This is a genomic window from Corynebacterium sp. ACRPE (genome assembly GCF_022347435.1).
Classification (GTDB): domain Bacteria; phylum Actinomycetota; class Actinomycetes; order Mycobacteriales; family Mycobacteriaceae; genus Corynebacterium; species Corynebacterium tuberculostearicum_D.
The window spans coordinates 20,197-33,614 of sequence record NZ_JAKRNA010000023.1; the positions used below are offsets into that span (position 1 = coordinate 20,197).

A 13,418-nucleotide genomic window follows, 5' to 3' on the forward strand; every position below is an offset into this window, starting at 1 on the left:
CCGTGACTATCCTCTCCCCGCTTCCGGTTGATCCACATAACCCGGCCAGCATCCTCCCCGATTTGGAGGCCGCCATTGCTGGCCAAGGGTGCTTTTTGCCGCTCCCGCTTGCCGACGCCACCCGTGCCACCCTCCTGCGCAATACTCAACGCGCCGGCGAGCCCATCGACTCCAGCATCGCCCTGGTGATGTCCACCTCTGGCTCCACTGGCACGCCGAAAGGCGCGCAGCTCACCCCAGCAAACCTGGTGGCCAGCGCGGATGCCACCCACCAGGTGCTCGGCGGCACCGGCCAGTGGCTGCTCACCATGCCGGCCCACCACATCGCCGGCATCCAGGTACTGGTGCGCTCGCTGGTAGCGGGCGTCGACCCGCTGTGCATGGATCTCAGCGAGGGCTTCGATATACCCACCTTCGCCCGCGCGGCCGCAGATCTCGACCGTACCGGGGACCGCACCTATACCGCGCTCACCCCGCTACAACTGGCTAAGGCCATGGATTCGGTCGAAGGCATCGACGCGCTGCGCACCTTTGACTCCATCCTTGTCGGTGGCGCGGCCATCAACCCGCGCCTGCGCGCAGCGGCCGAGGAACTGGGCATTGCGGTGGTGGCGACGTATGGGTCGTCTGAAACCGCCGGTGGCTGCGTCTACGATGGTAGGCCGATTCCCGGCGCGCAGGTCCGCGTCCAGGACGGGCGCATCCTCTTGGGCGGGCCCACCATCGCCCACGGCTACCGCAACGCGCCCGAGCACGAAGCCTTCCGCGAGCCAGGCTGGTTCGCTACTTCCGACGGCGGCTTTATCGACGCCGGCACCCTCACCGTCACCGGCCGGCTGGATAACGTCATCGACTCTGGCGGCCTCAAGCTACACCCCGAGGCGCTAGAAACCGAAATCCTCAAGGTTAAGGGCGTGGACCATGCCTGCGTCGTCGGCGTGCCACACCCGCGGCTCGGCCAGGCGATTATGGCGGCGTATACCGGCTGGGCCGATATCGGCGATATCCTCGAAGCCCTCGAGGACGCCGAGCTTCCCCGCTGGCAGATACCGAAAGACATCAAGCGCCTCGCGGAATTTCCCACGGCCGGGCCAGGCAAAATAGACCGCCGCGCGGTGGCGCGCATCTTCGGCGCTTAGCCACCTTCCACGTCGCGCACCGCAATCTCGCGCGCCGCGGATTCCCCGAGCGAAAAGCTGGCTCCATTATCCACGCTAACCTCTAGGAGGCCGGCTACCGGCGGGGCAACGACGGTCAGCCGCACGCCTGGACGAACCCCGTGCTTGTCCAAGTAGCGCAGGAATTCGCCATCGGCGTCATTGACCTGTTCCATGGTGGCGGGAGAGTTGGGTGGGACGTCGGCAAGCGTAATGCGCGAGAGCGGCTCAGCCGTGCCATCGGCCGCCGGAATGGGATCGCCGTGGGGATCGCGCGCAGGGGCGCCGAGGAAAGCATCGATGCGCTCGACAAACCTATCGGAGGTCGCATGCTCTAGCATTTCGGCTTCCTCATGCACCTCGTCCCAGGTATAGCCCAAGGTGCGTACCAAAAAGGTCTCGAGCAGGCGGTGGCGGCGCACCATGGCCACGGCCAATTCGCGACCTTCCCGGACCAGCCGGACGCCAAAGTAACGCTCGTGTTCCACGAGTCCCTTGGCCGCGAGGCGCTTGACGGCCTCGGAGGTGGTGGGCAGCTTTTGGCCGGCAGCCTTGGCCAGATCACCGAGCGGCATGGCGGTATCGCGTCCCGCCTTTTCCTCGTGGTTCCACAAAATCTTGAGGTAGTCCTGGGTGCGTTCGGGCAGCTCGCTTACGTGCATTCACCCCATCGTAGTTCATCCTATTGCTTCCATGAGTTTCAATATGTATGTTTTTAGAAGTTCACTACATTGAACTTTGGTATTCATTTCTAATTTAAGGACTTTTCGTTGCAGAAAACCACCGCACTTCCCCTCGCCGTACTGCTCGCCGCTACTACGCTCACGGCCTGCTCAAGCGGCGATGACAACCACGGAGATAGCCTAAAAATCTTCGCCACCACCGGCTACTTGGCCGATGCCGCAGCCAACCTCGCCCCCGAAGCCGATATCACCACCATGGTCGGCCCCGGCGGTGATCCGCACACCTACCAGCCCACCACGCACGATATTGAGGCTATGAAGGACGCCGACCTCGTACTCTGGAATGGCCTCCACCTCGAGGCCCAGATGGTGGACCAGCTCAAGTCCCTGGGAGACAAGCAGCTCGCGGTGGGCGATCAGCTCGATGAACAAGATCTCCTACCCTGGCCGGAACAAGGAAAGGGCGGCGAGCAACTCTATGATCCGCATATCTGGAATAGCCCCAAGCTGTGGAGCCAGGCCGTTGAGAGCATCGGCGACAAACTTGGCGATATCGATTCCGAGCACGCCGCGGACTACTCCACTGCCGCCGATAACTACGAAAGCCAGATCGCCGCTGCACAGGACAAGGCTAAGAAGGAACTCGCTGCTGCGAAGCCCCGGGTGCTCATCACCGGCCATGATGCTTTCAACTACTTTGGCAAGACCTTCGACTTTGACATTCACGCCACCGATTTCGTCACCACCGAGGCCACAAAATCCGCCACCGAGATTTCCGCTCTGGCCGATACCATCGCCGATAAGAAGGTCCCCGTCATCTTCAAGGACAATCAAGCCAACCCACAGGCCATCACCTCGCTGCAACAGGCCGTGGAGTCCCGCGGCTGGAAGGTTACCGTCTCGGACGAGGAGCTCTTCGCCGATACCCTCGGACCCGACGCGCCCACCGATACCTACCTTGGGGCTTTCGAGCACAACGCACACACCGTGGCAAAGGCCTTAAGCTAATGCTGCGCGCCACCCACCTCACCGCAGGCTATCCGCGCACGCCCCTGCTTGCCGACGCCACCTTTGCCCTCACTCCCGCCACCATCACCGGCCTCGTGGGCGCCAACGGCTCCGGCAAGTCCACCCTTGTGCGCACCGTGGTGGGCTTGCTTCCACCGCTTAACTGCGAATCGCTCACCTTTGATGGCACCAACCTTGCCCATTTCCGCCACCGGCTCGGTTACATGCCGCAGCACGCGGATATCGATTGGGATTTTCCGGCCACGGCCTTCGACGTCGCGCTTATGGGTCGTACCGCCGGCCTGCGCTGGTGGCAGTGGCCGAGCCGCGTCGATAAGCGCGCCGCTCACGACGCGCTCGCCCGCACCGGAATGCAAGAGCACTCGCACCTGCCCATTTCGGCCTTGTCCGGCGGCCAGCGCCAGCGCGTCTTACTCGCTCGCACGCTCGTGAGCGATCCCGAGCTCATTATCTTGGATGAGCCCTTCGCTGGGGTCGACGCCGCAAGCCAGCGCGCCATCATGGAGGTACTGGAGAATCTGCGCGCCGATGGCGCCACCATATTGCTGGTCCACCACAACCTTGCAGAGGTGGCCAATTTCTGTGATGAGGTCCTCATGGTGGGGCAAGGCCGCCTTATCGCCGCCGGCCCTACTGGCCAGGTACTGACCGAATCCGCCATCGCCGACATGTTCTGCTTGCCGTCATGAACCCACTAGAGCTCTTTCAAGACTTCACCTATAGCCAGGCGCTGTGGGGCACCGTGCTCATCGGAGCCTGTGCCGGTGCACTCGGCCCGCTAGTCTATGTGCGCCGCACCAGTTTGCTCGCTGATGCCATTTCGCATTCCTCCCTGCCTGGCCTGCTGGTCGCCTTCATCGTGGCCACGGCCTTAGGGTGGGACGGCCGCAATATCTGGCTGCTGTCTGCCGGCGCCATCCTCACCGGCACCCTGGCCGTCGGCTGCATTCACCTAATTCCGCGGTTGGCCCCGCTCGGCTCAACCACCGCGATGGCCGCTACGCTTACCACATTCTTCTCCATCGGCATGCTGCTCATGCAGTATATTTCTCGCCAGCCCTTGCCCGGTAAGGCCGGAATTCAGGATTATCTGCTGGGAAACGCGTCTACGCTCACGCGCGCCGATGTGAGTTCTGCGCTCGTCATTGGCGGCGGCGTCTTGCTAATTCTTTCTTCGGTACACACTCGGCAAGCCACCGTCGCCTTTGACGCCCCCTTTGCCCGCGTAGCCGGCATTCGCACCACGGCCTTAAATGCCCTCAGCTTCCTCTCCTTAACCGCCGTAACGGTTATAGGCGTCAAAGTGGTCGGCGTGGTCCTCATGGTGGCCGTAGTCATCAGCCCGGCCGCGGCCGCCCGCCCCTGGGTTCACCGCCTGCTTCCCTTCATTGCACTAGCCGGCTTCCTAGGCGCGCTTACTGCCGCCGTGGGTTGCTACCTTTCCATCGCCTTTGGCCCGCTGCCTACCGGCCCCATCATCGTGCTGGTGCAAGCCGCCACCGTAGCGTTCAGCCTCGTCACCAGAAAGCTTCGACCATGACCCTTGCCGCTACCGCTTGCCTGCTTGCCGTCCTTACCGCCGTAGCATGCGCGCTGCCCGGCACTTTTGTAGTTCTACAGGGACAGGCCATGCTTATCGACGGCATCGGTCATGCCGTCCTCCCCGGCATCGCCGTGGGCTACCTTTTAACCTCCGATATCGACTCCCCGCTGCTGCTTATTACCGCCGCGGCCGGTGCCCTGGCCGTCGCCCTCGGCACGCGGTGGCTGCAGCGCAGCGCGCTGGTTACTGCCGATGCCGCCCTAGGCCTCATCTTTCCCGCCCTCTTTGCCGCCGGCGTCATCCTCATCTCTACCCGAATGAGCCACGTACATATCGATGTCCACGCCGTCTTGGTCGGCGACGTTAACCTCGCCGCCTTTTCCAATCCCCACTACTGCTATGTCATGGCCGGCGTGCTTGCCGCTAATGCGATCTTCCTCGCCCTTACCTTGCCGCGGCTTTCCGCCACATCCTTTGACGCCCCCTTCTGCACCGTGCGTGGGGTCCGCTCCCGCGCCGTACAGACAACGTTTATGGCGGTGATCGCCTGCACCGCTACCGCCGCCTTCCACGCCGCCGGCGCCATGCTGGTTATCGCCTTGATGGTCTTTCCCACCATGACCGCGCGGCTTATCACCCGCCGAGTGCCCGCCCTAGTGCTGGCTGCCTGCGGCATCGCTGCGCTGAGCGCGGTAGCAGGATTCTGGCTGGCGTACTACCTAAACGCGGCCACCTCCGCCGCAATGACGGTCACCAATGCCACGCTCTTTATCGCGGCGCTGGCTGCGTATCGGGTACACCACCGCGCCTGCCTACGCTGATTGCCGCCCGCCACCACGCCAGTGGCACAATGGTGGCTATGTCTGCCTCGAAGTCTGCCCCGAATTCTGGGGCCCGTTCCGCCGGTAATTACCCCGCCACTGCTCAGGATTGGCTCGAGGGCGCGCGCCCGCATACCTGGGCCAACGCGTTCGCGCCCGTCGTCGCGGGCACCGGCGCGGCATTTGGCATCGACGGCGGCCACGTGGGCCGCGCGCTGCTCGCCCTCATCGTGGCGTGGGCTCTTATCATCGGCGTGAACTACGCCAATGACTATTCGGATGGCATCCGCGGCACTGACGACGACCGCACCGGCCCACAGCGCCTGACCGGCGGTGGCTTGGCCCGCCCGCAGCACGTAAAGCTCGCGGCCTTTGCCGCCTTCGCCGTGGCCGGGCTCGCCGGCATCGCGCTCTCCCTCGCGGCGCATGCGTGGTGGCTCATCCTCGTCGGTGCGCTATGCATCGCCGGCGCCTGGTTTTATACCGGCGGCAAGAACCCGTATGGCTACCGCGGGCTCGGCGAGGTCGCAGTCTTTATCTTCTTCGGTCTCGTCGCCGTGCTTGGCACCGAATTCACCCAGGCCGGCCGCCTATCGTGGTCGGGCCTCGCACTGGCCGTGGGCATCGGCGCGATGAGCTCCGGCGTCAACCTGGTCAACAATATCCGCGATATTCCTTCCGACGCCGAGACCGGCAAGATTACCCTCGCCGTGCGCCTCGGCAACGAGAAGGCGCGCCTGCTCTTTACGGTGCTGCTCCTGCTGCCATTCTTGCTGACCATCGGCATCGCCTTCGGCAGCTGGCTCGCGCTCGCCGGCTTGGTCTACTTCCCCCTTGCGCTGCGCGCCATCCGCACCGTCAACCGCGGCGCCAAAGGCCCAGAGCTTATCCCCGTGCTCGGTCTGACCGGCCGCGCGATGCTGCTGTGGGCCGTGATCGAGGCCGCAGCACTCATCATCGTCTAGTCCTGCGCGGCGCGGCCTTCCAGCTCCGCCTGGACCCAGCGCTTGTGGGCCTTGCGCTGGGCGGAGTACTCGGCCAGCGTCTGGGTGGCCTCGATGCGCCACTTTTTAAAGATCAGCATCGATAGCGGCAGCGCCACAAAGAGCGCCAGCAGCGCCGCGACAAGCACCGGGATGGCAAAGCCGATGGCGATGGCCAAAAGCTCAATCACCACGGTCAAAGCGATAAAAAGCACTACGCGGGCGAGCCCGTACTTCCACAGCGCCGCGCGCGAACGGCGGCGCAGTTCTGGGTCCGGCTTGGGTGGCTCAGGGTTATGCGTCATGGGGGTTGATTGTACGCGGTGCAGGTAGAATCGCACGCATGGGCCGAATCATCCTCCTCCTACTCTTTGTCCTCGCCGCCTACCTCGTCTGGAAGGCCTTCGGGCCCTCGACATGGAAAAAGCGCGAGGTGGAACAACCCCGCGCTATCAAGGGCCCCGACGATGACGAGGAATTCCTCTGGAAACTGGAAAAGGAGCGCTTCAAGCAGCGCCGCGCGCAGGAGGCAGAAGAAGAAAAGCGCCGCCAGCGCCGCAAACGCGACGCCGACGGCGAGAAGGACTAGGCTTCCTTCGGCACGAAACGCATCTCAAGGCCTAAGGCCTCGGCCACGGCCGTGATCTTTTCCCACCGCACGCCCACACCACCGTGCTCGATGGTGTGGAGGGTGGAGCGGGAGATACCGGCGGCGTCGGCAAGCTGCTGCTGCAAAATGCCCAACTCGCGGCGCCGCTCGGCAAATTGGGCGCCAAGGCCCAAAATCACGGCATTATCGCCGGCCGGCTTTCCCTGTTTATGGCGCGGGCTCGTATGCTCCGCCATCTAGTTCAGCCCCGCATAGGAGTGCAGGCCGGAGACGACCATATTGATAAAGATCAGGTTGAAGACCATCAGCGCCATCGCCATAACGTTGATCCATGGCGCCGCCTTGCGGAAGGCCGGCGTCGCACGCGCATGCAGGTACGCGGCATACAGGATCCAGGTGGCAAAGGACACTGTCTCCTTAGGGTCCCAGCCCCAGAAGCGGCCCCAGGCGGACTCGGCCCAGATGGCGCCCAAGAGGATGCCCAAGCCCAAGGTCGGCAGGGTGATAACAGCCAGGCGGTAGGCCAGCTGGTCAATCTTCGCGGCAGAAGGCAGCGGGCGGGCCACCGCACCGAAGAAGCCATGCTCGGCATGCTTCGGTTGCGCCATACGGAACAGCGTCAGCAGCGAGACAATGCCGGAGATAATACCGATGGACGCACCCAAAGAAACCACGGTGACGTGGATGGGCAGCCAGTGCGACTGCAGCGCCGGCACCACCGGGGCGGACTCGGCATAGAGCTTGGTGGAACCATAAAACATCAGCGCGAGGGTCGGGGTGAGCAGCCACGGCCACACGGTGCGCCATTCCTTGCGCTGCATGGCAATATTGCCCACCAGCAACACACCGAAGCTCACCATCAGCACGTACTCGTACAGGTTGCCAAACGGGAAGCGGCCGGTGGCCAGTCCGCGCAGCACAATCGCCGCGGCGTGCAGGGCAATGCCCACCCACATCAGCGCGCTGGTCATGCCGCCGAGCTTATCGGCCTTGCGCTCCTTTTCCTGCAGCTCATCGGCCGTGATTCCGGAAGAGGACTGGGCAACCTCGCCGGCATAGCTCTGCTTGTCGACGCCCCCAGCGCCCGCCCCCACCAAGACCTTCGCGGCCTCGGACTTCACGGCGCGGCGGCCCTCTATGATGCCCTGCATGCGGCCGTAGTAAAACAGCGACAAAAAGAGCGCGACGCAGTACACCACAAAGGCGGTCTGCACCGCGATATCCGAGAAATTAGACAGATTCTGATCGATCTGCATGAATGCTCCTAGCCTTCACACGTGCGGTATAAGTGCTGATTACCTTACTCAGCGAAACGGCCCAATCCAACTTTTGTTGGATCGGGCCGGGGCGCTAATCGTCGGTATAAAGTTCGTCTTCTTCGACCTCGTCTGGGTCGGGCAGCTCCAGCAGCGCGCGGTGCAGCTCGTGGAACTCCTCGGACCAGCCGGCGCGGTCGGTGCGGGCGAGGCCGCCCATTTCCACGTCGGTGCCGCCGGCCGCGTTCGGCCGCAGGCGGATGTAGACGCGGCGGCGCTTAATCACTAGCGATCCCACCAAGGAAATGAGCATCACCAGCGCGGAGGCCAGCACCCACTTCTGGAAAGGATCATAAGAGACCTGGTAGTTGGCGAACTCGCTGGCGCCGTCAAAGGTGATCTTCGTGCCATCGTCCAGGGTGACGTCCTCGCCCTGGTTGAGGTTCACGCGGTCAATCTTTTGTAGCTGGCCGGACTGCACCAGGTTCGGGTCCAGCGAGAAGAAGGACTGCGGGGTGCCGGTGTCCAGGCCGGCATCACCGCGGTAGATATCGATGGCCATCGCCGGATCCTGCAGCCCGGGATATGCGGACTGCAGCAGCTTGCCGTTCTCGCCGGCCCATTCGGCCGTGGGCGCGAAGAGGCCCTGGATGGCGATCTGGTTCTGGCGGCGGTCATAGAGATCCGGGTGCATGCCGGCCGGTGGGTCGAAGCGCATCGCGCCGGAGGACAAGAAGAAGGTCGTGTCATTCGGCTGGAACTGAATGGTCTGGGTGCGCTTTTCACCATTGGGCCATTCCACCGTGACCGTCGGCGCGTAGCCGTGGCCCTGCAAGTAGACGCGGTTGTGCGCCAAGCGCAGCGGGTGGTTGACCTTAAGCTCATAATCCTTCCACTCGGAATCGTCCTTGTAGATGTCCTCGCCCTCCGCGTAGGAAACGTTGGAGGTAAACATCTCCGCCTGGCCGTTGGGCAGGTAATCCGCCGCGAAGTCATGGGCGATGAAGCAGAAGGGGTGGAGACCGGTGCCGTCGAAAAGCGGGCCGGCGCGGAAGGAGTCAAAGTTGGACGTGGAGGTATTGCAGAACTCTGTGGACTGATCCAGGGTCTGGCCGCCGCCCTGCGAGCCGGACTCGGTGACCACGATGACCTGGCCCTCATAGTTGACCAAGCGGCCGGCAGCGACGGTGACCAAGATGGCCACCAGCGCCACGTGGAAAATGAGGTTAGCCAGCTCGCGGCCGTAGCCGCGCTCCGCGGAGAAGGTATGCACGCCGGCGCGGTCTTCTTCGGGGGCGTACTCGGCCACGCGCCACTTCTTCAGGCGCTTTGTAATTTCCGCGGATAGCTCGTCCTCGCTCTTATCCGAGTGCCCCTCGGCCGCCAGCGGCAGCTTGTGGAGGTATTTCGGCGCGCGCGTTGGCGGTGTCTTCCACGCCTTGTAGTGATCCCAAGAGCGCGGCAGGATGCAGCCCACCAGGGAAATGGCCAAGAGGATGAAGATGGCCTGGAACCAGACGGAAGAAAAGACGTCGAAAAGCTGCAGCTTGTCGTAGATCTTCGCCACGTTGCCGTTGGACTCGATGAAGTCCTGCACGTTCTGCTCGTTGAGGTCGCGCTGCGGCAGCAAGGAACCGGGAATCGCGGCGAGCGCCAGCAAGAAAAGCAGCGCCAGCGCCGTGCGCATGCTGGTCAGCCAATGCCAGGCTTTGCGGAAATATTTCACGTCTCTCCTAAATCAGGGTTGCGCCAAAGTTGCCGGTCCACTGGCGGATGAGGCTAATAAACTCGCCCCACAGGCCGGTTACCAGGGCCAGGCCGACGAGGATCATGGCCACGCCGCCGATTATCTGGATGGTATGCGAGTGCTTGCGGGCCCACGAAATCGAGCGCATCGCCCGCGCGGAGCCCAGCGCCACCAGCAGGAACGGCAGTCCCAAGCCCAGGCAATAAAAAATGATAAGCAGCACGCCACGCGCGGCCGTCATGCCTTCGGTGCCGGCCGATACGGAAATAATGGCGGCCAGCGTTGGGCCCAAGCACGGCGTCCAACCCAGCGCGAAAATCCCGCCCAGCAGCGGCGCGCCCAGCCAGGTGGTCCAGCGCTTCGGTGCCATGCGGGTATCCTTTTGCAGCGCCGGGATCGCGCCGAGGAAAACCACACCCATCAGGATGGTCACGCCGCCGCCGATGCGCATAAGCGTCTCCTCATTGAGCCGAAGCGCGGAAATCGCGCCGAATACGGAGACCGTCGCCAGCAGGAAAACCACGGTAAAGCCCAGGATGAACAAGGCGGCGGCCAGTACCACGGCCCATTGCCTGCGCTTGCCGACGCCCACCCCCAACTCACCGTCGAACGTAACCTCGCCGCCCACCACGCCGGCTAGGTAAGAAATATAGCCAGGCACCAGTGGGATCACGCACGGGCTGGCGAAGCTCACCAGCCCCGCCACGGCGGCCGCGAACAGGCCCAGAATGAGTGGGCCGGAGGTCGCGGCCTCGGCAAAGGAGTTGCCGATGCTCGCTGCGTTATCCATTTATTCCTTTTCTAGTTTGTCCACTACGTCCATCACGTCTTGGGCGGTGATGGACCGCAAAAAGACCGTAGCCGGGCGGTGCTGTTTGTCCAAGACGATGGTGGTCGGGACCACGGAGGTGGGCACGCCGCCCAGGGCCGCCGCGGTCTTAAACGGCGGATCGTAGATGGAGGGATACTTCAGCCCGTTGTCTTCGAGGAAGTCATTGGACACCTGCGGGTTATAGTCGCGCACATTGATGCCCAAGACGGTGCCGATTTTCCGCTTCTGTAGCTCGGAGTGGACCTCTTGGAGGTCATCGGCCTCGGCGCGGCAGGGAGCGCACCACTGGCCCCAGGAGTTGAGCACGACGATTTCGCCCTCATAATCCTCCAGGGAAATGGTCTTATCCGTATCGCGCACATCCTCGCCGGAGAAGGTGCGCAGCGGCTTGCGCTCGGATTCCTCGTAGTTGATGACCTTTTCGCCGCCGGGCGTGATGAATTCGAAGTTGCCGCCGGTAGCCACCGCGTTTTGCGCGTTATCGGCGTCCTGCGAGCAACCGGCAAGCGGCAGGGCGACGACCGCCGCTAGCACCGCGCCAATCGCGCGTTTGCGTTGTAGTGCCATTAAATCTCCTGGGCCGGCGAGGAGTAGAAGATGTCGGTGACCTGGTTGTCATCGAAAAGCAGGGAGGTAACCGAGGCCAGGTCGCATTCGCGGTTCCACGGCGCGTGCGGCAGGCGCTGGCCCAGCACGGTGCGCTGCACCATCACGATGGGCAGCTGGTGGCTGACCAAGATCGCCTCGTGGCCGGCCGCGGCGGTGCGGGCGCGTTCGATGGAGCCCAGCATGCGCTCGGCAATCTGCTCATAGGGCTCGCCCCACGAGGGCTCCAGCGGGTTGACCAGCAGCGGCCAGCGGCGCGGGTTCCACAGCGCGGAACGCAGGCCTTTTGTGCGCAGGCCCTCGAAGCGGTTGCCGGACTCGATGAGCGTCTTATCGACGTCCACGTCTAGCCCCGTTACCTGCGCAATCGGCCGCGCGGTTTCCTGGGCGCGCTGCAGCGGCGAGGCCGCCAGGTAGGTCACGTCGTGGTCGCGGAAAGACTCCGCGGTGCGCGCCGCCATGGAATGCCCGCGCGAGGACAGGTGATAGCCCGGGATGCGACCGTAGAGGATCTTCTCCGGGTTGTGGACCTCGCCGTGGCGCACGAGGTGAACGATGGTGCGTGTCATGTCTCTCCTTGGTGTGCGGGACTTAATGTGCGGGACGCGCGGTGGCCGCCGCCTGCGCGGCGGGCTTGAGGGCGGCTTCGATGAGTTCAAAGTCGGCGTCGGTAAGAGCATCCGAGACAAACCAGGTCTCGAATGGGCTCGGCGCGACGTAGATGCCGTTATCCAGCAGGGCGTGGAAGAACGGGGTGAAGCGGAAGGTCTCGGCCGCCTGCATATCGGCAAAGTTGCGGCCCTCGCCCTCGGCAAAGCGGATGGAGAACATCGAAGACGCCCGCTGGATGTGGTGCGCTACGCCCTCGGCCGACAGCGCGGAAGAAATCATGCCGGTCAGGCGATCCGCGTTGGCCTGCAGGCGCTCGTAGAGCGATTCATCGGCCAACTCCAAAGACTTCAGGCCGGAGGCCATAGCCACCGGATTACCGGACAGCGTACCGGCCTGGTAGACCGGACCGTCCGGCGCCAGGTAGTCCATGACTTCGGCGCGGCCACCGAAGGCAGCGGCCGGCAGGCCACCGGAGACGACCTTGCCGAAGGTCACCAGGTCCGCCGCCACGCCGTCGACGCCGTACCAGCCCTTATAGGAGGTACGGAAGCCGGTCATGACCTCGTCGAGGATGAGGAGGGCGCCGTCGCTATGGGCGACGTCGGCAAGCGCGGCGTTGAAGCCTTCCTCTGGTGCCACGGTGCCCATGTTGCCGGCCGAGGCCTCCGCGATAATGCAGGCAATCTCGCCTGGGTGCTGCGCAAATGCCTCGCGCACGGCCTCGATATCGTTATAAGGAACGACGATGGTATCGGCCGCCGTCGCGCCCGTAACGCCCGGGGAATCCGGCAGCGCGAAGGTCGCCACGCCGGAGCCGGCCGAGGCCAACAGCGCATCCACGTGGCCGTGGTAGCAACCCTCGAACTTCAGCACCTTGGCGCGGCCGGTGTAGCCGCGGGCCAAGCGCACCGCAGACATGGTGGCCTCGGTGCCGGAGTTAACCATGCGCACCTTATCGGCCGCGGTGCGCGCGACGATGGCCTCCGCGAGCAAAGCCTCACCCTCGGTGGGCGAGCCGAAGCTCAAGCCACCCGCTGCGGCCTGCTGCACGGCCTCCACAATCTCTGGGTGCGCATTGCCGTGAATCATCGGACCATAGGAGCTGACCAAGTCAACATACTCGTTGCCGTCGGCATCCCACAGGCGCGAGCCCGCACCGCGCTCAATCACGCGAGCCTGGCCACCCACGGAGCCAAACGCGCGCACCGGCGAGTTCACCCCGCCCGGAATCACCTTGGAGGAACGCTCAAACCACTGTTGCGACTGGGAAGTATTAGGCATGTCTGACATTCTAGCGATTCGCGCGCTATACAAAAGTTGGAGTGCGCGATTCACAGTCAGCCGCTAAACTTCGGGGCGTTGCACTTTTCAATTCGGGGGGATTTTCAATGCAGCGCACTCTCATTTTCGCCATCCTGGCCGCTTTCTGCCTCGCCGGCTGCGCCCAGCCCGCGCCCGAGCGTCCGCTGCCTACCTCGGTGGGTGCCACCCCGCTTGCCGACGCCCCCTCCTGGCAGCCCCCTCCCCGCCCGCTCGCTC

General features: G+C 63.8%; 16 protein-coding genes. 7 read left to right on the forward strand and 9 right to left on the reverse strand.

Features of this window, described 5'->3' with window-relative positions; all coding sequences use genetic code 11:
* Positions 1-2: 2 nt before the first annotated feature.
* Entirely contained in the window at positions 3-1,139 is a 1,137-nt protein-coding gene (gene menE, locus MHY13_RS10010) for an o-succinylbenzoate--CoA ligase (protein ID WP_239283005.1), read from the forward strand.
* Here menE and MHY13_RS10015 read toward each other — a convergent pair.
* Entirely contained in the window at positions 1,136-1,819 is a 684-nt protein-coding gene (locus MHY13_RS10015; protein WP_239283006.1) for a metal-dependent transcriptional regulator, read from the reverse strand. The two genes, menE and MHY13_RS10015, sit on opposite strands and share 4 nt — an antisense overlap.
* Before the next feature lie 108 nt (positions 1,820-1,927).
* On the opposite strand from MHY13_RS10015, the gene MHY13_RS10020 reads away from it, so the two are divergent.
* From MHY13_RS10020 to MHY13_RS10040, 5 genes are read left to right on the forward strand one after another with little or no spacing between them, the layout of a single operon-like run.
* Positions 1,928-2,848: a zinc ABC transporter substrate-binding protein gene (locus tag MHY13_RS10020; RefSeq protein WP_239194745.1), complete on the forward strand. Its 921-nt coding sequence runs from the start codon at positions 1,928-1,930 to the stop codon at positions 2,846-2,848.
* On the forward strand, positions 2,848-3,558 hold the full coding sequence (locus tag MHY13_RS10025) for a metal ABC transporter ATP-binding protein (protein WP_239236467.1): 711 nt from the start codon (positions 2,848-2,850) through the stop codon (positions 3,556-3,558). Before MHY13_RS10020 ends, MHY13_RS10025 begins: the two co-directional genes overlap by 1 nt.
* Entirely contained in the window at positions 3,555-4,409 is an 855-nt protein-coding gene (locus MHY13_RS10030) for a metal ABC transporter permease (protein WP_239283007.1), read from the forward strand. The genes MHY13_RS10025 and MHY13_RS10030 overlap by 4 nt, the downstream gene beginning before the upstream one ends.
* Entirely contained in the window at positions 4,406-5,233 is an 828-nt protein-coding gene (locus MHY13_RS10035; protein WP_239283008.1) for a metal ABC transporter permease, read from the forward strand. The genes MHY13_RS10030 and MHY13_RS10035 overlap by 4 nt, the downstream gene beginning before the upstream one ends.
* A 38-nt stretch (positions 5,234-5,271) precedes the next feature.
* Positions 5,272-6,198, forward strand: coding sequence for a 1,4-dihydroxy-2-naphthoate polyprenyltransferase (locus tag MHY13_RS10040; protein WP_239283009.1), 927 nt, complete (start codon positions 5,272-5,274; stop codon positions 6,196-6,198).
* Here the strand turns inward: MHY13_RS10040 and MHY13_RS10045 are convergent.
* On the reverse strand, positions 6,195-6,521 hold the full coding sequence (locus tag MHY13_RS10045) for a DUF4229 domain-containing protein (RefSeq protein ID WP_150851886.1): 327 nt from the start codon (positions 6,519-6,521) through the stop codon (positions 6,195-6,197). The genes MHY13_RS10040 and MHY13_RS10045 overlap by 4 nt on opposite strands.
* Before the next feature lie 38 nt (positions 6,522-6,559).
* On the opposite strand from MHY13_RS10045, the gene MHY13_RS10050 reads away from it, so the two are divergent.
* Positions 6,560-6,805 carry a hypothetical protein gene (locus tag MHY13_RS10050; RefSeq protein ID WP_179387346.1) on the forward strand — a complete coding sequence of 82 codons (246 nt, stop codon included), beginning with the start codon at positions 6,560-6,562 and terminating at the stop codon, positions 6,803-6,805.
* Here MHY13_RS10050 and MHY13_RS10055 read toward each other — a convergent pair.
* From MHY13_RS10055 to hemL, 7 genes are all read right to left on the reverse strand, one after another.
* Positions 6,802-7,062: a helix-turn-helix domain-containing protein gene (locus MHY13_RS10055; RefSeq protein WP_239194766.1), complete on the reverse strand. Its 261-nt coding sequence runs from the start codon at positions 7,060-7,062 to the stop codon at positions 6,802-6,804. The genes MHY13_RS10050 and MHY13_RS10055 overlap by 4 nt on opposite strands.
* Positions 7,063-8,082 carry a c-type cytochrome biogenesis protein CcsB gene (gene ccsB / locus MHY13_RS10060; protein ID WP_239283010.1) on the reverse strand — a complete coding sequence of 340 codons (1,020 nt, stop codon included), beginning with the start codon at positions 8,080-8,082 and terminating at the stop codon, positions 7,063-7,065.
* 94 nt (positions 8,083-8,176) lie between these two features.
* On the reverse strand, positions 8,177-9,808 hold the full coding sequence (locus tag MHY13_RS10065) for a cytochrome c biogenesis protein ResB (protein WP_239236474.1): 1,632 nt from the start codon (positions 9,806-9,808) through the stop codon (positions 8,177-8,179).
* Between the two features lie 7 nt (positions 9,809-9,815).
* Positions 9,816-10,619 carry a cytochrome c biogenesis CcdA family protein gene (locus MHY13_RS10070; RefSeq protein ID WP_239283011.1) on the reverse strand — a complete coding sequence of 268 codons (804 nt, stop codon included), beginning with the start codon at positions 10,617-10,619 and terminating at the stop codon, positions 9,816-9,818.
* The gene (locus tag MHY13_RS10075; protein WP_204610322.1) at positions 10,620-11,228 is read right to left on the reverse strand and encodes a TlpA disulfide reductase family protein; all 609 of its coding nucleotides are present in this window, start codon (positions 11,226-11,228) and stop codon (positions 10,620-10,622) included.
* The gene (locus MHY13_RS10080) at positions 11,228-11,836 is read right to left on the reverse strand and encodes a histidine phosphatase family protein (RefSeq protein ID WP_239283012.1); all 609 of its coding nucleotides are present in this window, start codon (positions 11,834-11,836) and stop codon (positions 11,228-11,230) included. Before MHY13_RS10080 ends, MHY13_RS10075 begins: the two co-directional genes overlap by 1 nt.
* A 22-nt stretch (positions 11,837-11,858) precedes the next feature.
* The gene (hemL, locus tag MHY13_RS10085) at positions 11,859-13,169 is read right to left on the reverse strand and encodes a glutamate-1-semialdehyde 2,1-aminomutase (RefSeq protein WP_239283013.1); all 1,311 of its coding nucleotides are present in this window, start codon (positions 13,167-13,169) and stop codon (positions 11,859-11,861) included.
* Positions 13,170-13,418 lie beyond the last annotated feature (249 nt).

Bases quoted from the DNA above. Each gene is read 5' to 3' on its own strand.
- MHY13_RS10015 (WP_239283006.1), bottom strand. From the start codon at position 1,819: ATGCACGTAAGCGAGCTGCCCGAACGCACCCAGGACTACCTCAAGATT.
- MHY13_RS10025 (WP_239236467.1), top strand. From the start codon at position 2,848: ATGCTGCGCGCCACCCACCTCACCGCAGGCTATCCGCGCACGCCCCTG.
- MHY13_RS10030 (WP_239283007.1), top strand. From the start codon at position 3,555: ATGAACCCACTAGAGCTCTTTCAAGACTTCACCTATAGCCAGGCGCTG.
- MHY13_RS10035 (WP_239283008.1), top strand. From the start codon at position 4,406: ATGACCCTTGCCGCTACCGCTTGCCTGCTTGCCGTCCTTACCGCCGTA.
- MHY13_RS10040 (WP_239283009.1), top strand. From the start codon at position 5,272: ATGTCTGCCTCGAAGTCTGCCCCGAATTCTGGGGCCCGTTCCGCCGGT.
- MHY13_RS10045 (WP_150851886.1), bottom strand. From the start codon at position 6,521: ATGACGCATAACCCTGAGCCACCCAAGCCGGACCCAGAACTGCGCCGC.
- MHY13_RS10050 (WP_179387346.1), top strand. From the start codon at position 6,560: ATGGGCCGAATCATCCTCCTCCTACTCTTTGTCCTCGCCGCCTACCTC.
- MHY13_RS10055 (WP_239194766.1), bottom strand. From the start codon at position 7,062: ATGGCGGAGCATACGAGCCCGCGCCATAAACAGGGAAAGCCGGCCGGC.
- ccsB (WP_239283010.1), bottom strand. From the start codon at position 8,082: ATGCAGATCGATCAGAATCTGTCTAATTTCTCGGATATCGCGGTGCAG.
- MHY13_RS10070 (WP_239283011.1), bottom strand. From the start codon at position 10,619: ATGGATAACGCAGCGAGCATCGGCAACTCCTTTGCCGAGGCCGCGACC.
- MHY13_RS10075 (WP_204610322.1), bottom strand. From the start codon at position 11,228: ATGGCACTACAACGCAAACGCGCGATTGGCGCGGTGCTAGCGGCGGTC.
- MHY13_RS10080 (WP_239283012.1), bottom strand. From the start codon at position 11,836: ATGACACGCACCATCGTTCACCTCGTGCGCCACGGCGAGGTCCACAAC.
- hemL (WP_239283013.1), bottom strand. From the start codon at position 13,169: ATGTCAGACATGCCTAATACTTCCCAGTCGCAACAGTGGTTTGAGCGT.